We start from the raw sequence: 21498 nt of genomic DNA on the forward strand, positions 1-21498 counted from the left end.
GGCAGGTGCCAGGCCGGAGGACCGAAACGACAGCGAAGGAGTGGTTCCATGTCCGACGACGTATGGGGATACCGCGAGACGTCGGGTCGGTTGCGCGACATCGACCTCACGGGTTTCAAGGTCGAGGCGACCGACGGCCACATCGGCAAGGTCGACAAGCACTCCGACGTGGTGGGCGCGTCGTACCTCGTCGTCGACACCGGCCACTGGATCTTCGGCAAGGAAGTCCTGCTGCCCGCCGGCACGGTCACGCGGATCGACCAGGACGAACAGCGGATCCACGTGGACCGCACCAAGGCGCAGATCAAGGACGCGCCCGAGTTCGTCAGCGACCGACACCTCACCGACGCGGAGTACCACCGCCAGGTCGGCGCCTACTACACCGGCGGCCCGGAACACCGCGCCTGAACCGCCGGCGCGGCACACCCCACCCGGGCCGCGCCGCTCCTCAGGGCCCCTGTCGGGCCCTCACTCCGGTCGGCGGGCCACCACGGGGTACTCGGGGTCCTGCTGACCGCCCGAGGCCAGCATCCTGACCTCGCCCTGATCGCTGATCTCCGCGCGGATGATCCCGGTCTCGTCGGCGTACACGGGATGTCCACCCGGTCCCGCCTGCGAGGTCCGCGAGACGAGGACCTTGTCCTGCGCCCGCCCCCCGTCCTCGCCGCTCCGGAACACCAGCTCATACCGGTCCTCGTCCACCGCACCTCCCGATCCGTGCCGCCGTCGGCCGTCCCTCCATGGGAAGGCCTCGCCCCGGGCACGTCCATTTCACTGCGGCGATTGGCCCAGAGGGACGCCCACCGACCGGGGAAGCGAGCCCGGGAAACGAGCCGAGGATCCGGTCGCGGCACCGGCCCGGACACGCGAACAGCCCCGGACAGGGGTCCGGGGCTGCTCGCGGCGGTGCGGCGTGCGGGGGCTCAGCCCTCCTGCTGCTCCTGCTGCGCCTGCTTCTGCGCGTTCTTCTCCTTGATGCGGACCGTCTCCTTGCGGACCTCGGCCTGCGTGGCACGCTCCTTCTGCAGCCACTCGGGGGCCTCGTTCTTCAGCGCCTCGATCTGCTCCGTGGTGAGGGGCTCGGTGACCCCGCCCCGGGCGAGACCGGCGATGGAGACACCCAGCTTGGCCGCGACCACCGGCCGGGGGTGCGGGCCGTTGCGGCGCAGCTCCTGGAGCCACTCGGGCGGATCGGTCTGCAGGGCACCCAACTCGCTGCGCGAAACGACACCCTCCTGGAACTCGGCGGGGGTGGCTTCGAGGTACACACCCAGCTTCTTCGCCGCGGTCGCGGGCTTCATGGTCTGGGCGGTCTTGTGCGACGTCATGGAGTCAAGAGTATCGAGCGTGTGCACCACCTCTGACCACGGCCGGTAACCTGGCCCGGTGACAGGCTCGGAAGTACCTCCCTCGTTCCGGCTCGCCTACGTTCCGGGGGTGACACCCACCAAGTGGGTGCGGATCTGGAACGAACGCCTGCCCGGCATCCCGCTGACCCTCGTCGCGGTCGCCCCCGCCGACGCCCCCGACGCGCTGCGCGCCGGCGAGGCGGACGCCGGATTCGTCCGGCTGCCGATCGACCGCACGGACCTCAGTGCCATCCCGCTCTACACCGAGACCACGGTCGTCGTGATCCCGAAGGACCACCTGGTGGCGACTGCCGAGGAGGTGTCCACCGGGGACCTGGCCGACGAGATCGTGCTGCACCCCCTCGACGACACCCTCGACTGGGAGACCCTGCCGGGGCGGCCCGCGATCGAGCGCCCCGCGACGACGGAGGACGCCGTCGAGCTGGTGGCCGCGGGCATCGGCGTACTGGTCGTCCCGCAGTCCCTCGCGCGCCTGTACCACCGCAAGGACCTCACCTACCGGCCGCTGACGGGCGCCCCCGAGTCGCGGGTGGCGCTGTCCTGGCCCGAGGAGGAGACCACCGACCTGGTGGAGGAGTTCATCGGCATCGTCCGAGGGCGGACCGTGAACAGTTCCCGGGGCCGCTCCCTGGCAGCCCCCGCGCCCGCCCCGGCGCAGCCGAAGGGCAAGCGCCCGGCGCCCGGCGGAGGCGGACGGGGAGCCACCGGCGGCAAGGCCGGCGGCAAGAACCCGCGCGGTGGCGCCGGCGCCCCCAAGGGCGGCAAGGGTGGCAAGGGCGGCACCGCGGGCAAGGGCGGCGGCAAGCGCGGCAAGCCGCGCGGCCGCTAGAAGCGGGCGCCGACGTGCTCGTCGCCCGTTCGGTCGGCCTGTTCCTCGCGGCGGCCCTCTTCGAGATCGGCGGAGCCTGGCTGGTGTGGCAGGGCGTCCGCGAGCACCGGGGCTGGGCGTGGATCGGCGCGGGCGTGATCGCCCTCGGGATCTACGGCTTCGTCGCCACCCTCCAGGAGGACGCGAACTTCGGCAGGATCCTCGCCGCGTACGGCGGGGTGTTCGTCGCCGGCTCGCTGATCTGGGGCATGGTGCTCGACGGCTACCGCCCGGACCGGGCGGACCTGATCGGCGCCTGCCTCTGCCTCGCCGGCGTCGCCGTGATCATGTACGCGCCCCGGGGCTGACCTACCGGTTCCCGCCCGGCCGCCGGCGCGCCGTTCGCCGCCCCCCGGGGCCCTCGCGGGCGGCCAGGCCTGGCCGGTCCGGTCACGGCGCGACCCGCCCTGCCCGCGTGCCCGGTGCGGGCCCCCGTCAGGCGGGGTCGGGCAGCCGGAAGGCCTCCGTCTCCGTCACCGGGTCACCGACCCGGACCCCGTGCAGCACCCGTGCCAGGACCTCCGCGCCCCGCACCACCCGGGGGCCCGGCCGGTTGAAGTACGCGGGCCCGTCGAGCACCCACACCTCGCCGGACCGCACCGCCGGCAGCTCCGACCACCCCGGCAGCGCGGTGAGCGCCCCGCGCTCGCGGAGCGTGCGCCGCGGGCTGAACCCGCACGGCAGCAGGAGCAGGACGTCCGGTCGGGCGGCCCGTACCGTGTCCCAGTCCATCGGCCGGGTGTGCTCGCCCGGGGCCGCGATCAACGGCTCCCCGCCCGCCGCGGTGATCTGTTCGGGCACCCAGTGCCCGGCGGGCCAGAGCGGATCCAGCCATTCGATGGCCACCACCCGGGGCCGGGGACGGCCCGCCACGGCGGCGCGCACGGCCTCCAGTCGGGCCCGCGCCCGCGCCCGGCCGGCGTGGGCGACCTCCGGTACGCCCAGCAGTTCACCCACGCGGACCAGACAGTCCAGGACGTCGTCGAGGGTGCGCGGCTCCAGGCTGAGCACCCTCGGTCCTCCGTCGAGCACGCGCACGGCCCGACTCACGCCCGCGTAGGACACCGCGCACACGTCGCACAGGTCCTGGGTGAGGACCACCTCGGGCGCCAGCGCGCCCAGCGCCTCGACGTCCAGGTCGTAGAGCGAGGAGCCGCTGTGTGCCGCGCCCCCGACCGCCTCGGAGATCTCCCGGCTGGACAGCTCGTCGGACGAGAACGCGGCGGAGGTCACCACCGGCACGCCGGCCACCGCCGCCGGCCAGTCGCACTCGTGCGTACGGCCGACCAGATCGGGGAGCAGCCCGAGTTCGGCCACGATGTCGGTGGCGGCGGGCAGCAGCGAAACGATGCGCATCCCCCGAGCGTAGGCCCTGTCGTGGAAGTGGCGCCCGACCCGAGCGAGCCTCACCGCGGCGATTTCCGGCCGCTCGCGGTGGAGCGCCACTCGCGCGACGCGCCCGGGACGACGGGCGGGGGTGGACTTACTAGGACGTCCAACTATATGTTCCTGGGCAAGCCCGCGGTGCAGGGAAGTCGGTGTGAATCCGACGCGGTCCCGCCACTGTGACCGAGGAGTGTGCTCTTCCAGCAGGACAGGCCACTGACGGGGAAACCCGTTGGGAAGGCCGGAGAGCGCGCGTTGATCCGGGAGTCAGGATACCGGCCGCGGGGTGTTCCGTGTTGTCCACGAGGATGGAGCAGACACGCATGGCACCGGTACGTGACCACGGCCCAGGTGATCCGGCGGAGTTCCCGAAGCGCGCGGCCCTGTCCGCGCGTTCGTGACTCACCGAAGGCGGCCACGCCTTCACTGTCCCGCGACCCGCCCCGCGCCGCGCACCCCGATCGCGCCGCGCCGCCGGCCCGTCGCGCCCTCCTCGGATCACACCTGACGAGAGCAGGCTTCGATGATCCGCGAGCTCACCCACTTCATCGGCGGCAAGCACACCCCGGGCACCTCCGGCCTGTACGCCGACGTCCACGACCCCAACACCGGAACGGTCCAGGCCAGGGTCCCCCTGGCCGGTCGCGCCGACACCGGGACGGCCATCGCCGACTCCGAGGCGGCCCAGCGCGAATGGGGCCAGTGGAACCCGCAGCGCCGCGCCCGCGTGCTGCTGCGCTTCCTCCAACTCGTCGAGGGCGAACGGGACGCCCTGGCCCGGCTGTTGTCCGCCGAACACGGCAAGACCGTCGCCGATGCCCACGGCGACCTGCAACGCGGCCTGGAGGTCGTCGAGTTCGCCGCCGGCATCCCGCACCTCCTCAAGGGCGAGTTCACCGACAACGCGGGCTCCGGCATCGACGTGCACTCGCTGCGCGCCCCGCTCGGCGTGGTCGCCGGCATCACCCCCTTCAACTTCCCCGCGATGATCCCGCTGTGGCAGGCGGCCCCCGCCCTGGCCTGCGGGAACGCCTTCATCCTCAAGCCCTCCGAACGGGATCCCTCCGTCCCGCTGCGGCTCGCCGAACTCTTCCTGGAGGCGGGCCTGCCGCCCGGCGTCCTCAACGTGGTCAACGGCGGAAAGGAGGCCGTCGACACCCTGCTGGAGGACCCGCGCGTCCAGGCCCTCGGCTTCGTCGGATCCACCCCGATCGCCGCGCACATCTACGCCACCGCCGCCGCCCACGGCAAGCGCGCCCAGTGTTTCGGCGGCGCCAAGAACCACATGATCGTGATGCCGGACGCGGATCTCGACCAGGCCGCCGACGCCCTGATCGGCGCCGGCTACGGCTCCGCGGGCGAACGCTGCATGGCGATCGCCGTCGCCGTCCCCGTGGGGGAGGAGACCGCGGACGCGCTGGTCGCCATGTTGAAGGAGCGGATCGCCGCCCTGCGCATCGGCACCTCCGACGACCCGGACGCCGACTTCGGCCCGCTCGTCAGCCGCGACGCCCTCGACCGGGTGAACCGCTTCGTCGACATCGGCGTGACCGAGGGAGCCGAACTCGTCGTGGACGGGCGCGGGTTCACCCTCCCCGGGTACGAGAACGGCTACTTCGCCGGCGCCTCGCTCTTCGACCGGGTCACCCCCCGGATGCGGATCCACCGCGAGGAGATCTTCGGCCCGGTGCTGAGCGTCGTACGCGCCGCCGACTACGAGGAGGCGCTGCGCCTGCCCAGCGAGCACCCCTACGGCAACGGCGTCGCCATCTTCACCCGCGACGGGGACACCGCCCGCGACTTCACCCGACGGGTGGGCGCCGGCATGGTCGGCGTCAACGTGCCCATCCCCGTCCCGGTCGCCTACCACACGTTCGGCGGCTGGAAGCGCTCCGGCTTCGGAGACCTCAACCAGCACGGTCCCGACTCGATCCGCTTCCACACCCGCACCAAGACCGTCACCTCGCGCTGGCCCTCCGGCGTCAAGGAAGGCGCCAGCTTCACCATTCCGACGATGGGGTGACCGCCATGACCACGACCCTGCTCAGCAAGGACCAACTCGCCCTGGCCGAGGTCACCCTCGACTTCGCGCAGGAGCAACTCGCCCCGCACGCCATCGCCTGGGACCAGGACAAGCACTTCCCCGTCGACGTGCTCCGCCGCGCCGCCGACCTCGGCCTCGCCGGGATCCACGTACGCGAGGAGTCCGGTGGCTCCGGGCTCACCCGCGCCGACGGGGTGCTCGTCCTGGAAGTGCTGGCCACCGGTTGCCCCTCGATCGCCGGCTACCTCTCCATCCACAACATGGTCGCCTGGATGGTCGACCGGTACGGGGACCCCGACCAGCGCGAGCGCTGGCTGCCCGGCCTCTGCTCCGCCCGCACCCTCGGCAGCTACTGCCTCACCGAGCCCGGCGCGGGATCGGACGCCGCCGCACTGCGCACCCGCGCCGAACGCGACGGCGACCACTACGTGTTGACCGGTGTGAAACAGTTCATCTCCGGCGCCGGAGCCTCCGACGTGTACGTGGTCCTGGCCCGCACCGGAGCCGACGGGCCGCGCGGGATCTCCGCCTTCGTCGTCGAACGCGCCGACGCGGGGCTCTCCTTCGGCCCCGACGAGCGCAAGATGGGCTGGAACGCCCAACCCACCCGCCAGGTCCTCCTCGACGGGGTGCGGATCCCCGCCGCGCGACGGCTCGGCGCGGAGGGCGACGGGTTCCGCATGGCCATGACCGCCCTCAACGGCGGTCGGCTCGGCATCGCCGCCTGCTCCCTCGGCGGCGCCCAGAGCGCGCTGGACCGCAGCCTCGCCCACCTCGCCGACCGCGAGGCGTTCGGAGCGCGCCTGCTCGACGCACAGGCCCTCCAGTTCCGCCTCGCCGACATGGCCACGGAACTCACCGCCGCCCGCGCCCTGGTCCGCACCGCCGCCCAGGCCCTGGACAACGGCGACCCGCAGGCCGCGCAGCTCTGCGCCATGGCCAAGCGCTTCGCCACCGACACGGGCTTCACCGTCGCCGACCGGGCGCTCCAACTGCACGGCGGATACGGCTACGTGAGCGAGTACGGCATCGAGAAGATCGTCCGCGACCTCCGTGTGCACCAGATCCTGGAAGGGACCAACGAGATCATGCGCGTCATCGTCGCCCGCGGCCTGACGGAGAACCTGTGATGACCGGCGAAGCGGAGGTCCTTGTCCACGTCGAGGGCCGCACGGGCCGCCTGACCCTCAACCGCCCGAAGGCCCTGAACGCCCTCAACCACCCCATGGTGCTGCGCGTCGAGGAGGCCCTGACCGCCTGGCGCGGCGATCCGGCCGTGGAGGCGGTGGTCGTCTCCGGCGCCGGCGAGCGCGGGCTGTGCGCGGGTGGTGACATCCGGGCCATCCACGACGACGCCAAGGCCGGGGGTACGGCCTCGGCGGACTTCTGGCGGGACGAGTACCGGCTGAACGCGCTCATCGCCCGCTACCCCAAGCCGTACGTGGCGTTGATGGACGGCATCGTGATGGGTGGCGGAGTCGGGATCTCGGCCCACGGCAACGTTCGCATCGTCACCGAACGCTCCCGCGTGGCCATGCCCGAGACCGGCATCGGCTTCGTCCCCGACGTCGGCGGCACCTACCTCCTGGCGCTCGCGCCCGGCGAACTGGGCACCCATCTGGCCCTGACGGGCGCACCGGTGGGCGCGGCCGACGCGCTGCTGTGCGGGCTCGCCGACCACTTCGTCCCCGCCGATCGGCTCGACCGACTGTCGGCGGACCTCGGACGCGCGCCCGTACACGAGACCCTGGCCCGCCACGTCGGCCAGGCCCCTCCCGGGCTGCTGGCCGGAAGACGGGGGTGGATCGACCACTGCTACGCCGCCGGCACCGTCGAGGAGATCGTCGAACGGCTCCTCGCGAGCGGTGAACCCGAGGCCAAGGACGCGGCCGAGACCATCCTGACCAAGTCGCCCACCGCGCTCAAGGTCACCCTGGCCGCCCTGCGCCGCGCACGCGAAACGGGGCCGTTGGAAAGGGTGTTGGAACAGGAGTACCGGATCTCCCGCACGGCCCTGCGCTCTCCCGACCTGGTCGAGGGGATCCGTGCCCAGGTCATCGACAAGGACCGCGCCCCCCGCTGGTCGCCGGCCACCCTCGAAGAGGTCACGGAATCCGACGTGGCCCGTTACTTCGCCCCCCTCGACGACGGGCGCGAACTGCGCCTCGCCGCCACCGACTCTCCTCAGGAGGTGCCCTGGTGACCAGCGTCATCGCCTTCATCGGGCTGGGCCACATGGGCGGCCCGATGGCCGCCAACCTCGCCGCGACCGGCCGGCGTGTGATCGGTTTCGACCTCGTCCCCGCCGCGCTCGCCTCCGCCGCGTCGGCCGGCGTGGAGGTCGCGGACTCCGCCGCCCTGGCCGTCGCCGAGGCGGACATGGTGATCACCATGCTGCCGGCCGGTCGCCACGTCCTGGCCCTCTACCGGGAGCAGGGACTGCTCGCCGCCGCCAAGCCCGGAACCCTGTTCATCGACTGCTCCACCATCGACGTCGAGGACGCCGTTCACGCCCACACCGCCGCCGGCGAGGCGGGCCACCGGGCACTCGACGCGCCCGTCTCCGGCGGGGTGAGCAGCGCCGAGGCCGCCACCCTGACCTTCATGGTCGGCGGCGCGGAGACCGAGTTCGCCGAGGCGGCCCCACTGTTGGACATCATGGGCGGCAAGATCGTGCACTGCGGGGGAGCGGGCGCCGGACAGGCCGCGAAGATCTGCAACAACATGATCCTGGGCATCTCGATGATCGCGGTCAGCGAGGCCTTCGTCCTGGGCGAGAGCCTCGGCCTGTCCCACCAGGCGCTGTACGACGTGGCCTCCACCGCGTCCGGCCAGTGCTGGGCCCTCACCACCAACTGTCCGGTGCCGGGACCGGTTCCGGCCAGCCCCGCCAACCGCGACTACCGCCCCGGCTTCGCCGCCCCGCTCATGGCGAAGGATCTCGGGCTCGCCGCCAACGCCCTGCGCGCGGGCGGCATCGACGCCGGACTCGGCGGGCGCGCCGCCGAGATGTACGCCGCGTTCGCCGAAGGAGACGGAGCCACACAGGACTTCTCCGGCATCGTCCACGCCCTGCGCGCCACCACCACGGACCGGAACGGACCGACCTCGTGACCGACCTCGTGACCGACACCGCCCACGAAACGATCCTCGTCGAGCGCACGGGTCGCACCGCGCTGCTCACCCTCAACCGCCCCGAGGCGCTCAACGCCCTCAACCTCACGGTCATGAACGAGGTCGTGGCCGCCACCGAGGCCCTCGACCGGGACCCCGACATCGGCTGCATCGTCCTCACCGGCTCGACGAAGGCCTTCGCGGCCGGCGCGGACATCAAGGAGATGCAGCCGCAGGGGTACATGGACATGTACCTCGGCGACTGGTTCGCCGCCTGGGACCGACTCGGCGACCTCCGCACGCCGACCGTCGCCGCCGTCTCCGGGTACGCCCTCGGCGGCGGCTGCGAGCTGGCCATGCTCTGCGACATCCTGCTCGCCTCCGACACCGCCGTCTTCGGGCAGCCGGAGATCAAACTCGGCGTCATCCCCGGTATCGGCGGATCCCAGCGACTGACCCGCGCCGTCGGCAAGGCCAAGGCGATGGAACTCTGCCTGACGGGCAGGACCATGGACGCCGTGGAGGCGGAGCGGGCCGGACTGGTCTCCCGCGTCGTCCCGGCCGACGACCTCCTCGCCGAGGCCCTCGCCGTCGCCGCGACGGTGGCGGGAATGTCCGCGCCCGTCGCCATGATGGCGAAGGAGGCCGTGAACCGGGCCTTCGAGACCACCCTGGCCGAAGGCGTCCGCTTCGAACGCCGCCTGTTCCACGCGGTGTTCGCGACGGCCGACCAGAAGGAGGGCATGAGCGCCTTCGTGGACAAGCGTGCTCCGGGATTCACTCACCGCTGACCCGAGGGGCGCGGGCCGGCCCGTCAGTGGGCCGGCCCCGCGCGGGCGCGAGTCCCGTCCGCGCCGGCGCGGGGTCGCAGGTTCCACGCTTGTCGGCGCACGGCGCACGGCGCACGGCGCACGGCGCACGGCGCACGGCGCCGGCCCCGACCGGCCCGCGCCCCGTCCACGGAACGGGCGCGGGCGATCCCGACGTGCCATTCGAGCACGTGTTCGGTTATCGGGGTAGGCTGGGAACCATGCACGCGCTCCAGGGCTCCCTCTTCGACCAGGCCGACGACATCCGGCTCGGCCCGCTCACGGGAGTGCGCCGCACGGAGCTGGGGGCCGGCGCCTGGGTCGATCACGCGCCCGGCTGGCTGTCCGGTTCCGACGCGCTGTTCGAGCGTCTGGCGGCCGATGTCCCCTGGCGGGCGGAGCGGCGCCGAATGTACGAACGGGACGTGGACGTGCCCCGACTGCTCGCCTTCTACGGGGTCGGCGAGGCACTCCCGCACCCCGCGCTCACCGACGCCCGCACGGCACTGACCGGCCACTACGCCCCCGAACTGGGGGAACCGTTCGTGACGGCCGGGCTGTGTCTCTACCGGGACGGCAAGGACAGCGTCGCCTGGCACGGCGACCGGACCGGCCGCTCCGCGACCGAGGACACCATGGTCGCCATCGTCTCCGTGGGAGACCCCCGCGACCTGGTGTTGCGCCCGCGCGACGGCGGCCCGACCCTGCTGCGGCTGCCGCTGGGGCACGGAGACCTGGTGGTCATGGGCGGCTCCTGCCAGCGCACCATGGAGCACGCGGTGCCCAAGTCGGCCCGCGCCGTCGGCCCCCGCGTCAGCGTCCAGTTCCGTACCCGCGGCGTCATGTGACGCCCGGGCCCGCCGACCCGCAGGGCCCCCGCCCGCCCGCCCGCTTGCCCGTCCGGCTCGCCCGCCCGCCCGTCCGGCTCAGTCGCGCGGCCACTCGTACGTCGTGATCAGCCGCTCCAACACCGGCGAGGGCCCCGTGCCGAGCAGGAGACAGGCCTCCAGTCCGGCGGCGAACGACGAACGGGGCAGGCTCGTGACCCGGTCCAGCCGCGCCTTCGTGCTGACGCCGAGCAGGCCACCATCGAGGACGTGGTGCCAGACCTCGGCGTACGGATCGGCCGGCACCACGATCGACACCGACGACCTGAGCGGCGCCGTCCGCGGAACCCGGAAGTCCAGCCGCAGCTTGACCACGGGTCTGACCCCGCCGAAGCCGGACCACGCGCAGTCGACGTCCAGCCCCCGGCTCGTCTCCACCGCGCCCCGCGCGTCGAGCAGCGCGAACGCCTCGCGCAGCTCGGGCGCCGGTCCGTAGGTCCGTTCGTCCTCGTGGACGGTGATGACGAACAACGAGGGCAACACGTCCGCGTCCGGTGCGACGCCCACCGGGAGGATCACGCAGGCGCCCGCCGCCGGCACCGTCCCGGTGAGGAACTCCTGCCGCCGCCGCTCCTCGTCGTGCGGGGCGAACGTCGGGGTCCGGATCCCCCGACGCCGCGGGGGCGGTGCGTACGACCCGTGCCCACCCGTCGACGCGGAAGGCCGAACCTCGTGTCCGGAGTGCTGTGCCCGCCGGCGTTCCTCACGTTCCATGGACGGCCCCCAAGGTTGTGGTCCCCCCAGACTGGCAGCCCGCCCGCCCCCGGGTACGGCACTCCGGCGCATTCCCCGGTCGAGGACGCGCCGGCGGCCCCGCCTCCCGGCACGAGCGCCCCCACCACCCGGCCCGCGGGCGGACGTGGGCTGGCGGGCCGCCGCCGACGGGTGTCCGCTGGAGGGGTGAGCCTCCTCCCGGGACGCCTCGTGCGCGCGGACCGCTGGTGGACCGGACTCCCGCCCGCCGCCGGCTCCGCCGTCATGGCCGCCGGGATCCTCTCCATCGGCCTGGAACTGATCGGCCACGACGTCCTGTCGCTGGCCGCGCTCGCCGTCGCCGGGGCGCTGTGGCTCGTACTGGCAGCCGACTTCGGCCTCCGCCTGATCGCCGACCGCCGCCGCCTCCGGTCCGAGGCCTACACCCCGTCCGCCCTGACGGCCGTCGCCGCCACCACCGTGCTCGGCGCCCGGCTCGCCCAGTCCGGCCGGGAGGCCGTGGCCGCCGCCCTGCTCGTCCTCGCCGCCGCGCTCTGGCCGTTGCTGCTGTACCACGTCCTGCGGCACTGGAAGCGGCGGATGCCGGGAGCCGTCTTCCTGGTCTGCGTGGCCACCCAGGGCCTGGCCGTCCTCGCGGCGATGCTGTGCGTCACCCTCCACCGGGACTGGCTCGGCCGGGCGGGACTCGCCTGCTTCTGCCTGGGCGTGCTCCTGTACGGCCTGGCCCTGGCCCGCTTCGACCTCCACGAGGTGAGCGGCGGCGCGGGGGACCACTGGGTGGCGGGCGGGGCGCTGTCCATCACCGCCCTCGCGGGTGCCAAGCTCACGGCCGCGCCGATCTGGACGGGCGCTGCGCACACGGCGCTGCGCACGGCCACCCTCGTCGCCCTCGGCCTCTCACTGGCCTGGTACGTCGTCCTGCTCACCGCCGAGCTGCGCCGCCCGCGCCCCCGCTACGACATCCGGCGCTGGTCCACGGTCTTCCCTCTCGGGATGACGGCCACCGCCTGCCTGTCGGCCGCCGATCCGACGGGCGTGGCCTGGCTGCGCCCGGTGGGCGAGGTGCTGCTGTGGATCGCCGTGGCCGCCTGCGTGCTGACCTGTGTGGCGTTCGCCCTGGACCGGCGCACCGCCGGCGCGCCCTGAGGACGACGTACGGGCCGGTCCGACCGGTACGCGGCTACGGTCCGGCGGGCTGCTCCGGACCGGGGCCGGCGCCGCGCAGGCCCAGCGCGGCCACCCACGCCAACAGGACGAGCGCCGCCAGCAGCGCCCACCGCGAGCCGTGGTTCAAGGTCAGCAGCCCGCCGCACAGCGCCCCGCAGAGCAAGGCCACCACCGAGACCACCCTCCGTACCGACGGCGGGCCCCAGGGGTCGACCGCCAGCCCGGTCAGCGTGCGGGTGACCACGGTGGTGGTGAGGTCCGGGACGGACAGCCGGTGGACGACGGCGTTCTGCAGCCCCATGCCGAGCGCGAGCAGTCCGACCAGGAGAAGTTGCCCGCCGCCGGTCACCGACACGGCGAGCGCCCCCGCCACCAGTACCGCCTGTACCGCCACCAGCGGACCGAACAGTCCCTTCCCGCCCCCGGCCCCGGACCGGCGCAACCGTCCGGCGGCCCACGCCCCCAGCAGGAAAGCGGCGAGGGCCAGGATCGACGCCGCGCCGGACAACTCCCGGTCCCCGGCCAGGGCGAATCCGAGCAGGGCCACGTTCCCCGTCATGTTGGCGACGAACACGTGGTCGAGGCCGAGGTAGCTCACGGCGTCCACCAGACCGCTCACGAAGGTCAGTACGACGAGCAGGGGCGGCAGCAGCCCGTGCGGCCGGGCGGCTCCGCCGCCTCCGCCCCCGGCCGGCGGGAACAGTCGGTCCGCGAGCGCCCGCAGGATCCCGCCCCGGTCGTTCCCCGCGTGGTCGGATCCCATCCGATGCCCCCATGAGGCGCAGTGGCCGATGACGTCCGGCGGACGAAGCCCGAACGTGCCGGAAACGGTACCGATCGCCGGGGCGACCCGGGCGAAACGACGCGGACCACGTTCCTGTGGCGCGCCGGCGCGCCACTCAGTAGGGTCCCGGCATGGCCTACACGTTTCAGGTGACCATCGACTCCATCGACCCGCACCCGCTCGCCGACTGGTGGGCCGACGCCCTCGGATGGGAAGTGGAGCCCAGCGACGAGGCGTTCATCCGCAGCATGATCGAGGCGGGACACGCGACCGACGACGACACCACCACCCACCGCGGCGTCCTCGTCTGGAAGGCGGGGGCCGGGATCCGCCACCCGGACGGGTTGGAGGTCGCGCCCCGGATCCTCTTCCAGCGCGTACCCGAGGCCAAGACCGTCAAGAACCGCGTCCACCTGGACGTGCGCACCGGACCCGACCACGAGGCCGTGGTCGAGCGTCTCGTCGCCAAGGGCGCCAAGCGCCTCCACGAAGGCCGCCAGGGGCCGAGCGTCTGGACCACCCTCACCGACCCGCAGGGCAACGAGCTCTGCATCTCGCGATAGCCCGCGGAACCCGCACGCCACCGAGGAATCCCTGATCAGCCCGGGTATCCGGCCATAATTGACTATCGGCGCAGGTCTCCCGCACGAGAGAATGCGGCATCTCGAACCGGGAGGAACCCCATGAGCCAGGATCACCTGACTCTTCACGCACTGCTGCCCGCCCAGGATCTCGCGGCGGCCATCGACGCCGGGTACGTGACCCGCAAGTCGCACCCCGAACTGCCGCTGTCCATCTACACGTACACGCGCACCGCGCAGTACGAGCAGATCTGGAACCAGGTCACCAGGCGTTGCCGCGGTCTCGTCGCCGACGACACCACCGGGCGGATCGTCGCCCTGCCGCTGCCGAAGTTCTTCAACGTCGGCGAGCACGAGTCCGGCCAACCGTACGCCCCCGCGCTGCCCGACGAGCCGTTCGAGGTCTACGACAAGGTCGACGGCAGCCTCGCTGTGGTCTTCCACTACGCCGACCGCTGGCGGGTCGCCTCCAAGGGTTCCTTCATCAGTGTCCAGGCGACCTGGGCGCAGCGCCGGCTCGACGGCCTGGACACCTCGGCGCTCGTACCGGGCGTGACCTACCTCGCCGAGATCCTGTACCCGCAGAACCGGATCGTCGTCGACTACGGCGAGCGCCGCGACCTCGTGCTCCTCGCCGCGTACGGCGCGGACGGCACCGAGGTGCCCCTCTCCGAGGCCGCCGCGCACTGGAGGGCCGTCGGCGACGTCGTCAAGGTGTGGCCCGCCATGCCCCTCGCCGAACTCGTCGCACTGACCGAGGCCAACACCCTGCTCGGGGGCGGCACGTCCACCGGCACCGACGCCGAGGGGTACGTGCTGCGCTTCGCTTCGGGCGTCCGGGCCAAGGCCAAGATCGCCGAGTACGTGCGCCTGCACAGGGTGCTCACCGGCGTCAACGAGCGGGACATCTGGCGCAGCCACGGCGTGCAGCGCTTCGCCGGCCTGTCCACGAAGGAGCTGGCCCAAGGCCTTCAGTGCACCGTCGCCGACCTTCGGGCCTGGGGCGGGAAGCCGCTCGACGCGCTGTTGGCGCAGGTCCCGGACGAGTTCGACGCCTGGGTCCGCAAGGTCATCGACCGGTTGGAGGAGGCCGCCGCGGAGCGCGAGCGCACCATCGACGAGGCCTTCGCGAGCCTCGCCCACCTGGCCGCCGACCGGGGTGCCTTCGCGCGCGCCGCGAAGCAACTGCCCGCCGGCATCCTGCGCTCCACCATGTTCCTGCGGCTCGACGGGAAGTCGACCGAGCTGCTCACCTGGCGTTCCCTCCGACCCGATGCGTCCGTCCCCTTCCTGACGGACGAGGAGAGCGCACCCCGGCCCGGCGACGGCGCGCGCACCGTACCCGCACAGGCCAGGTCGGCCACGGAGGGCAAGCCGGTCGCCCCTGTCACCCCGGTCACCGGGCGTACGGTCACCGCGTCGTCGGCGACCGCGTCTTCGTCCGCCGGGCCCTCCGGCGCCGGGCCCTCGGTACCGCGACCGTCGGCCGGCGTGCCGTCGGCCGTCGAGCCCGGCCCCGCGGCGAGCGAACCCCCGGCGGCCGACGCGCCGCCCGTGCGTCCCCTGCCCGTGGTCCACGTCATGACGGGCCTGCCCGCCTCCGGCAAGACCACCGCCGCGCGCGCCCTGCAGGCGGAATCCGGGGGCCGGATGCGACGCGTCAACCTGGACGACCTCCGGGGCATGCTCGACGGACACGATCACGGGCGCGGCCACTCGTACAAGCACGAGCAGACGGTCCTGGAGATCCAGGACGCGGCGCTGCGCGCGGCGGTCGAGGGCGGCTTCGACGTGGTCGTGGACAACACCCACCTCACCCCGAACATCCCCAAACGCCTCAAGGCCGCCGTCGGGGGCCGCGCCACCTTCGTCGTGCACGACTTCACCGACGTGCCGCTGGAGGAGTGCCTGCGTCGGGACGCCGCCCGCGAGCGGCAGGTCGGCGAGGAGATCATCCGGATCCTGGCCGACAAGCACGCCAAGTCCCGCAAGGGCGGCTGGAAGCTCACCGCCGAGTGGCTCAACGACCAGCCGGCCGTCGAGCCGTACGTGGCCGACCCGGCGCTGCCCTCCGCGGTGATGTGCGACATAGACGGGACGCTCGCCCTGATCGGCGATCGGGGGCCGTACGACTTCACGCGCTGCGAACTCGACCGGCTCAACGAGTCCGTGCGGGGCGCGCTCGACGCCTTCCGGCGGGCCCACGGGGACGTCGTCGTGCTGCTGTCCGGACGCGGCGAGGAACACCGCCCGCAGACGGAGTCCTGGCTGAGGCGCCATCAGGTGCCGTACGACGAGCTGTGGATGCGCGCGGCCGGCGACACCCGACGCGACGACGTCGTCAAGGCCGAGCTGTTCGACGCGCACGTGCGCCACCGCTACGCGGTGCGCGTCTCGCTCGACGACCGGGACCGGGTGGTCGCGGTCTGGCGCCGGATGGGCCTGCCCACCTGGCAGGTCAACTACGGCGACTTCTGACGGAGGGCGGCCACCGTGAACGCGACCGGCACCGTGTTGATCGTCGACGGCGCGAACGTCGTCGGGTCCGTCCCCGACGGCTGGTGGCGCGACCGTCGGGCCGCCGCCGAGCGGCTGCGGGACCGGCTTGCGGAACGGGACGCCGGCGAGGAGATCGTCCTGGTCGTCGAAGGCGCCGCCCGGGGCGTCGAGTCCGTGCCCGGGGTGCGCGTGGACTCCGCGCCCGGGAGCGGCGACGATCGGATCGTGGAACTCGTCGCGGCCCACACCGGGCGCGAGTGCGTCGTGGTCACGGCCGACCGGGAACTGCGCTCGCGCGTCGAGGCGTACGGCGCGCGCTGCGCGGGACCGCGGAGCGTGCGCCCGGCGGACTGACCACGAGCGCCCGTACGACGGCCGAGGGTCCGGCCCCCGTGAGCGGGGGCCGGACCCTCGGCCGTCAGGACGCGGACGTCACCGATCAGTTGCGGCACCACTTCACGGGGGAGAAGTTGTCGACGTAGCGGGCGGAGACCCAGCGGTCCTTGCGGTCCTTGTGGTTCATGCGCTCCGTGCGGTCCTCGTCCCCGTTCATGCCGTCGTTGACGTTCTCGCGGTCCCGGTCGGCCAGCAGGTACCAGATGTTGTTTCCGTCGACCCGCTCGCCGCGGGTCTTGCACTCCAGGGCGAGCTTCTGGTGCGGCTGGACCTTGCCCAGGACGTACGCGCGGGTGCTCGGCTTGCTGCGGACCTTCAGCGGGCCGCGCGAGACGACCTTGCCCCAGGCGTGGCGCGGCCGGTCGTAGTCACCGTCGTCGTAGTCGTCGTGACCGTCGAGGATGACCTTCTCGTGTCCCGACATGTCGTCCATCGGGCCCTCGTCGGCGATGGCGGTGCCCGCGCCGACCAGGCCGAGCACCAGGCCTCCGGTGGCGAGAGCGAGGATGGTCCTGGTGGGCTTCAGCATGAGCCGGCTCCTCTGCAAAGACATCCGCCCGACCGCGACGGGCGGGCCGGGCGGCAACCTGGCGGTTGCCAGGGACGACTATGACCACGCGGCGCCCCATGGCACCGGCGGCGCACCGCCGTTTCGCCCGAAATGCCCAATGTGTCGTCCGGGCCGCGTCGGGGTGCCCGCCGGCCGTGCGGCCCGCACTGCGCCACGGCCCGGGAGTCAACTTCGCCTGCTGCTCGGTGGGTTGAGTGACCGTACTCAGGGTGGTCGCGGCCCGGGATCGAAACGGTGAACCCACACGGTGGTCCGGCGAGGGGGCGGGGGCGTCATGCGGCGTGGGCGGGCGAGGGCGAGAGCGGCGGCCGGGACACTTCCTGACCGAGGCGGGGCCGAGCGCCGAGGGATGGTTGATCGTCTCCACCGTGCTCGACGCCGCCACCGCGTCGTCGGCCCGGGCCCGCGCCTTCACCGCGGCCTACCGCACCCGCCACGGCAACGCCGCCGCACCCCTGTACGCGGCCGAGGCCTACGACGCGGTCCACCTGCCGGCCCGGTGCGCCGAGGGCCTGGGGCGGCCGCGGATCGGCCGGGGCGACCCGCTGCCCACGGTGCGCACGACCCCCTACCAGGGCGTGTCGAAGAGGTACGCCTTCGAGCCCGCGAACGGCACGTTCACGGGGGAGGGCCTGTCCTTCTGCGAGGTCGCCTCGGGCAGGTTCCGGCTGCTGGGCGACCGGTGGACGCTCTGGCCCGCCTGACGGCCGCCAGGATGCGCGGCACGGCCCGCGGATCCAGAGTGGGACGCATGGGAATCGAAGACTACGGCGGCGGCCCCGGCGCCGAGCAGACCGGTGTCATGGTGGTGACGACCAACGACGTCCCCGGCTACCGGGTGGAGCGGGTCATCGGCGAGGTCTTCGGCCTCACCGTGCGCTCCCGCCACCTGGGCAGCCAGATCGGCGCGGGCCTTAAGTCCATGATCGGCGGCGAGCTCAAGGGGCTGACCAAGACCCTGGTAGAGACCCGGAACCAAGCGATGGAGCGGCTCATCGAACAGGCGAAGGCACGGGGCGGCAACGCCGTCCTGATGATGCGGTTCGACGTGACCGAGGCCGCCGACGTCGGCACCGAGGTGTGCGCGTACGGCACGGCCGTCGTCCTGGTACCCGCCGGCTGAACCGGCGCCGCGCTCCCGGCAGAGGCACCGCGCCGACCCCGGTGAGCGTGGCCCGAACATCCCGCCCGGGCCATCACCGGCCATCACAAGGCATCACCGGGCATCTCCGGGAACGATCCTCGGCGTTGACAGACGCGCGCCGCGTGCGTGTAATGAGGACCGGTGTCGCGTGACGCCGGCCAAGAGCAGTGGGCCGGCCGGCGGTCGGGCGAACACCCTTCACTCAGGGGACACTCCATGAGTTCGCACTCCGCGCTCCGCATCTGACGCCGAGCAGCCCGAGGCGTTCGTTCTTCCCTCGCGTCCCGCCTCGCGATCCGCGCCACGTGGCCTCCCGCCACCCACTTCACGCCGCACGCGCCGCCACGCACCTCCCGCGCCGCCCGTGCGCGCCCCCACCACGTTCCGGAGACAGACATCCGCATGCCCACACCGTTCAACCGATCCGTCATCGAGGAGTTCCGCGCCCACCACGGCAAGGTCGGCGGCCCCTTCGAAGGGGCGGACCTGCTGCTGCTGACCACCACCGGCGCCCGGACCGGGACCGAGCGGACCACCCCGCTCGGATACGTCCGCCACGACGACGCCCTGCTGCTCGTCGCCTCCGACCTGGGCGGCCCCCGCCACCCCGACTGGTACCACAACCTGCTCGCCCACCCCGTGGTACGGGTGGAACTCGGGACCGAGGGCTTCGAGGCCCTCGCCGTCCCCGCCGAGGAACCCCGGCGCGCGGAACTGTTCGCGTACGTGGAGAGCAGATCCCCCGGGTACGCCGACTACCAGGCCCGCACCACCCGGATCCTGCCCGTCGTGGAACTGCGGCGGGCCGAACCCGACGGCTGGGAGGCGCCGCGCGAGGTGGCGACCCTGGCCGACAAACTGCTGGAGACGCACACCTGGCTACGGGCGCAGCTCCGGCACGTCGGCGCCGAGGTCGAGGCCCACTTCGCCGCACGGGCCGCGCACTCGGGCCCCGGGGACCCGTTGCCCCCGTCGCTCGGGCTCCAGATCCGGCAGCGGTGCCTGGCCTTCTGTCAGTCCCTGGAGTTCCACCACACCACCGAGGACGCGCACCTGTTCCCGGGGATGGCCGTCCACCACCCCGGCCTGTCCGACGTGTTCGACCGGCTCCGCGAGGAGCACCGTGCGGTCGCACGTCTCCAAGGCGCGCTGGTCGCCCTGTTGGGCGATCTCGCCGTCGCCGAACCGGAGCGCTTCCGCCGCGAGCTGCGACGGATGTCGGACGCGCTGAACGCGCACCTCGACCACGAAGAGGAGGTGCTGCTCCCGCTGTTGGCCGACGTCCCCTGGCCGCCCGGACCGCCCGGCGGAGCCTGACGGCGGGCCCCGGAACCGGCGGACGCGGACACCTCACGGCACACGCGGAAAAGTTTTTCGGAAACGGCGGCAACCTCCGGGGAGGTCGCGCGTCGTGCGGGGGTGAAGGGCGTGGTTCCGCGTCCTCGTCCCGACCGCACGACCGTGGAGTACCACCGTGAAGAACCTGAAGCGCGTCACCCTGTCCGCCCGCCGGGCGGCGACCGTCACCGCGGTCGCCGCCGGGGTGGCCGTCGCCCTGGGCGGCCCGGCCTTCGCCGCGCAGGGCGGGTCGAGCGCCGCCCCGGCGCCCGCCGTCAGCGCGATACCGTCCGCCTCGCCGTCCGCCCCGACGAGTGCCCGGCCCACCCCCAGGCCCAGCACCCCCCCGACCGCGACCCCGTCCGTCCCGGGCGCCACGCCCTCCGTTTCGACGAGCGCCAAGCCGAGCCCCCGCCCGACCAGCCCGGGCGGGACCCCGCCCACCGCCACGCCGAGCGCCGCCCCGGCCGCCCCGAGTTCCTCGCCCTCGTCCGACGGGGCTGAACTCGCGCATACTGGCTCTTCTTCGACCAACGTGGCGCTGGGCGCCGGGGCCGTCGGCCTCATGGCCGCCGGAGCCGGCGCCCTGTACGCCGTACGGCGCCGCGCCGCCAACTGAGGACCCCCGTGCTCCACCTCGCACCAACCGTCGGCCCCCTCACGCCCGGCTTCGGCCGGGCGTGGCGGGGCCTGTGGGCGTTGTTGCTCCGCCGCGACCGACCCGCCCCCGCGGCGCCCGGGCGCGGGTACGCGTACACGAACGCCCGGGAGACCACCGGGTACGGCGACGCCCCGACCCCGCCCACCGTCAGTGAGCTCTACCACGCGCACCGGCTGCGCATGGTCCGCCTCGCGGTGCTCCTCGTCGACGACCTGGCCACCGCCGAGGACGTGGTGCAGGACGCCTTCACCGCCCTCTACCGGCGGCACGGGGAGGAGATCAAGGAGGTGGACAACGCGCTCGGCTACCTGCGCACCGCCGTCGTGAACACCTCCCGCTCCGTCCTTCGCCGACGACGCACCGCCCGCGCCTGGAACCCGCCCGTGACGGCCGACATGCCGTCCGCCGAGGCCGCCGTCGTCCTCGACGAGTCGCACCGCGAGGTACTGGCCGCGCTCGGGCGGCTGACCCCACGTCGGCGGCAGGTCCTGGTGCTGCGCTACTGGGAGGACCTCAGCGAGGCGGAGATCGCCGACACCCTCGGGATCAGCCGAGGCGCAGTGAAATCGAACGCGAGCCGCGCCCTGGACGCGTTGGAACGGATTCTGGAGGGACGGGTATGACGTACGACGCCGACGAACGCCAGGTCGAGCGGCGGCTGCGGCAGGCCCTGGCCGCGCGGGCGGACGAGGTGACCGTCGTGGCACTGCGCCCCGCCGCCCCTCCCGGCCCCCACCTGCGACGACTCGCGCCGACCGCGCTGTGGCTGCGCCGGCTGTCCTGGTCCGTCGCCGGCCTGGCGGCCGCCGCCGCGGCGGTGACCGCGTACGTCCTGCTCACCCCCGACACCGCCCCGCCGCGCCCGGTCCCGCCGGCCGCGCCGCCCGAGTTCACCCCGTCCCCGTCGCAGCGGTCGCCCGGCCCCACCCCGCCCCGGACGCCCGGTCCGACCGGCGGCAGCGCGGAGCCCCCCGTGTCGCGGCCTCCGGCCCCCGGCGCGACCCGCTCGGGAGCACCCAGGGCCACACCGAGCAGCCCGACGGTCTCCCCGAGGCCCCCGTCGCGTTCGGCCTCGGCGCCCCCGCCGTCCCCGTCCCGGTCCGCCCAGCCCTCGTCCGCCCCCTCGTCCTCGCCGACGCCGAGCCGGGGCTAGGCCGGCTCTTTC

The 21498-nt window shown here is 73.5% G+C and carries 25 protein-coding genes and 1 riboswitch; of the genes, 19 read left to right on the forward strand and 6 right to left on the reverse strand.

The window, feature by feature from the left end; genetic code table 11:
• Nucleotides 1-48: 48 nt before the first annotated feature.
• Entirely contained in the window at nt 49-408 is a 360-nt protein-coding gene (locus tag ACFYW3_RS04215) for a PRC-barrel domain-containing protein (RefSeq protein ID WP_351758355.1), read from the forward strand.
• A 60-nt stretch (nt 409-468) separates the two neighbouring features.
• On the opposite strand, the gene ACFYW3_RS04220 is transcribed toward ACFYW3_RS04215, so the two are convergent.
• Nucleotides 469-702, reverse strand: coding sequence for a DUF6296 family protein (locus ACFYW3_RS04220; protein ID WP_053678698.1), 234 nt, complete (start codon nt 700-702; stop codon nt 469-471).
• Nucleotides 703-923: 221 nt separating this feature from the next.
• The gene (locus ACFYW3_RS04225; RefSeq protein ID WP_351381645.1) at nt 924-1328 is read right to left on the reverse strand and encodes a DUF5997 family protein; all 405 of its coding nucleotides are present in this window, start codon (nt 1326-1328) and stop codon (nt 924-926) included.
• Nucleotides 1329-1386: 58 nt separating this feature from the next.
• Between ACFYW3_RS04225 and ACFYW3_RS04230 the strand changes: the two genes are divergently transcribed.
• Both ACFYW3_RS04230 and ACFYW3_RS04235 read left to right on the forward strand, forming a co-directional pair.
• Nucleotides 1387-2199, forward strand: a complete 813-nt coding sequence (locus tag ACFYW3_RS04230; RefSeq protein ID WP_351758357.1) for a LysR family substrate-binding domain-containing protein — start codon at nt 1387-1389, stop codon at nt 2197-2199.
• Between the two features lie 14 nt (nt 2200-2213).
• Entirely contained in the window at nt 2214-2546 is a 333-nt protein-coding gene (locus tag ACFYW3_RS04235; protein ID WP_267800889.1) for a YnfA family protein, read from the forward strand.
• Between the two features lie 127 nt (nt 2547-2673).
• On the opposite strand, the gene ACFYW3_RS04240 is transcribed toward ACFYW3_RS04235, so the two are convergent.
• Nucleotides 2674-3594 carry a cobalamin-binding protein gene (locus ACFYW3_RS04240; RefSeq protein ID WP_389385474.1) on the reverse strand — a complete coding sequence of 307 codons (921 nt, stop codon included), beginning with the start codon at nt 3592-3594 and terminating at the stop codon, nt 2674-2676.
• A gap of 149 nt (nt 3595-3743) precedes the next feature.
• Nucleotides 3744-3923: riboswitch (cobalamin riboswitch) on the forward strand.
• Nucleotides 3924-4147: 224 nt separating this feature from the next.
• On the opposite strand from ACFYW3_RS04240, the gene ACFYW3_RS04245 reads away from it, so the two are divergent.
• The 6 genes from ACFYW3_RS04245 (at nt 4148) to ACFYW3_RS04270 (ending at nt 10439) form a co-directional block, all read left to right on the forward strand.
• On the forward strand, nt 4148-5647 hold the full coding sequence (locus ACFYW3_RS04245; protein WP_389385475.1) for a CoA-acylating methylmalonate-semialdehyde dehydrogenase: 1500 nt from the start codon (nt 4148-4150) through the stop codon (nt 5645-5647).
• 5 nt (nt 5648-5652) lie between these two features.
• Nucleotides 5653-6798, forward strand: a complete 1146-nt coding sequence (locus ACFYW3_RS04250) for an acyl-CoA dehydrogenase family protein (RefSeq protein WP_351758366.1) — start codon at nt 5653-5655, stop codon at nt 6796-6798.
• Nucleotides 6798-7871 (forward strand): enoyl-CoA hydratase/isomerase family protein, encoded by a 1074-nt coding sequence (locus ACFYW3_RS04255; protein WP_389385476.1) that lies wholly within the window; start codon nt 6798-6800, stop codon nt 7869-7871. Before ACFYW3_RS04250 ends, ACFYW3_RS04255 begins: the two co-directional genes overlap by 1 nt.
• Complete coding sequence (gene mmsB, locus ACFYW3_RS04260) at nt 7868-8782, forward strand: 3-hydroxyisobutyrate dehydrogenase (RefSeq protein WP_389385477.1); 915 nt, start codon at nt 7868-7870, stop codon at nt 8780-8782. The genes ACFYW3_RS04255 and mmsB overlap by 4 nt, the downstream gene beginning before the upstream one ends.
• The gene (locus ACFYW3_RS04265; RefSeq protein WP_389385478.1) at nt 8779-9573 is read left to right on the forward strand and encodes an enoyl-CoA hydratase; all 795 of its coding nucleotides are present in this window, start codon (nt 8779-8781) and stop codon (nt 9571-9573) included. The genes mmsB and ACFYW3_RS04265 overlap by 4 nt, the downstream gene beginning before the upstream one ends.
• Nucleotides 9574-9812: 239 nt before the next feature.
• A complete protein-coding gene (locus ACFYW3_RS04270; RefSeq protein ID WP_389385479.1) occupies nt 9813-10439 on the forward strand; it encodes an alpha-ketoglutarate-dependent dioxygenase AlkB in 627 nt (208 codons plus the stop codon).
• Between the two features lie 78 nt (nt 10440-10517).
• Here the strand turns inward: ACFYW3_RS04270 and ACFYW3_RS04275 are convergent, their stop codons facing one another.
• Nucleotides 10518-11192 (reverse strand): hypothetical protein, encoded by a 675-nt coding sequence (locus tag ACFYW3_RS04275; RefSeq protein WP_389385480.1) that lies wholly within the window; start codon nt 11190-11192, stop codon nt 10518-10520.
• A gap of 186 nt (nt 11193-11378) precedes the next feature.
• On the opposite strand from ACFYW3_RS04275, the gene ACFYW3_RS04280 reads away from it, so the two are divergent.
• Nucleotides 11379-12338, forward strand: coding sequence for a tellurite resistance/C4-dicarboxylate transporter family protein (locus tag ACFYW3_RS04280; RefSeq protein ID WP_389385481.1), 960 nt, complete (start codon nt 11379-11381; stop codon nt 12336-12338).
• A gap of 34 nt (nt 12339-12372) precedes the next feature.
• On the opposite strand, the gene ACFYW3_RS04285 is transcribed toward ACFYW3_RS04280, so the two are convergent.
• Nucleotides 12373-13122: a YoaK family protein gene (locus tag ACFYW3_RS04285; protein WP_389385482.1), complete on the reverse strand. Its 750-nt coding sequence runs from the start codon at nt 13120-13122 to the stop codon at nt 12373-12375.
• Between the two features lie 152 nt (nt 13123-13274).
• On the opposite strand from ACFYW3_RS04285, the gene ACFYW3_RS04290 reads away from it, so the two are divergent.
• From ACFYW3_RS04290 to ACFYW3_RS04300, 3 genes are all read left to right on the forward strand, one after another.
• Entirely contained in the window at nt 13275-13706 is a 432-nt protein-coding gene (locus tag ACFYW3_RS04290) for a VOC family protein (RefSeq protein ID WP_389385483.1), read from the forward strand.
• Nucleotides 13707-13826: 120 nt separating this feature from the next.
• Entirely contained in the window at nt 13827-16202 is a 2376-nt protein-coding gene (locus ACFYW3_RS04295; protein WP_389385484.1) for an AAA family ATPase, read from the forward strand.
• Between the two features lie 15 nt (nt 16203-16217).
• On the forward strand, nt 16218-16577 hold the full coding sequence (locus ACFYW3_RS04300) for an NTP pyrophosphohydrolase (protein WP_351763290.1): 360 nt from the start codon (nt 16218-16220) through the stop codon (nt 16575-16577).
• Nucleotides 16578-16662: 85 nt separating this feature from the next.
• Here the strand turns inward: ACFYW3_RS04300 and ACFYW3_RS04305 are convergent, their stop codons facing one another.
• Nucleotides 16663-17148, reverse strand: coding sequence for a hypothetical protein (locus ACFYW3_RS04305; protein ID WP_351763292.1), 486 nt, complete (start codon nt 17146-17148; stop codon nt 16663-16665).
• Between the two features lie 395 nt (nt 17149-17543).
• Between ACFYW3_RS04305 and ACFYW3_RS04310 the strand changes: the two genes are divergently transcribed.
• The 6 genes from ACFYW3_RS04310 (at nt 17544) to ACFYW3_RS04335 (ending at nt 21486) form a co-directional block, all read left to right on the forward strand.
• Nucleotides 17544-17894, forward strand: a complete 351-nt coding sequence (locus tag ACFYW3_RS04310; protein WP_389385485.1) for a hypothetical protein — start codon at nt 17544-17546, stop codon at nt 17892-17894.
• A 47-nt stretch (nt 17895-17941) separates the two neighbouring features.
• Nucleotides 17942-18313 carry a YbjQ family protein gene (locus tag ACFYW3_RS04315; protein WP_267826701.1) on the forward strand — a complete coding sequence of 124 codons (372 nt, stop codon included), beginning with the start codon at nt 17942-17944 and terminating at the stop codon, nt 18311-18313.
• Nucleotides 18314-18736: 423 nt separating this feature from the next.
• A complete protein-coding gene (locus ACFYW3_RS04320; RefSeq protein ID WP_389385486.1) occupies nt 18737-19651 on the forward strand; it encodes a nitroreductase/quinone reductase family protein in 915 nt (304 codons plus the stop codon).
• A gap of 157 nt (nt 19652-19808) precedes the next feature.
• Complete coding sequence (locus tag ACFYW3_RS04325; protein ID WP_351763300.1) at nt 19809-20291, forward strand: LPXTG cell wall anchor domain-containing protein; 483 nt, start codon at nt 19809-19811, stop codon at nt 20289-20291.
• Between the two features lie 8 nt (nt 20292-20299).
• On the forward strand, nt 20300-20956 hold the full coding sequence (locus ACFYW3_RS04330; RefSeq protein WP_389385487.1) for an RNA polymerase sigma factor: 657 nt from the start codon (nt 20300-20302) through the stop codon (nt 20954-20956).
• Entirely contained in the window at nt 20953-21486 is a 534-nt protein-coding gene (locus tag ACFYW3_RS04335) for a hypothetical protein (protein WP_351763304.1), read from the forward strand. Before ACFYW3_RS04330 ends, ACFYW3_RS04335 begins: the two co-directional genes overlap by 4 nt.
• The last annotated feature ends 12 nt before the right edge of the window (nt 21487-21498 follow it).

The sequence above is a fragment of the Streptomyces sp. NPDC002602 genome, assembly GCF_042889445.1.
GTDB lineage: Bacteria > Actinomycetota > Actinomycetes > Streptomycetales > Streptomycetaceae > Streptomyces.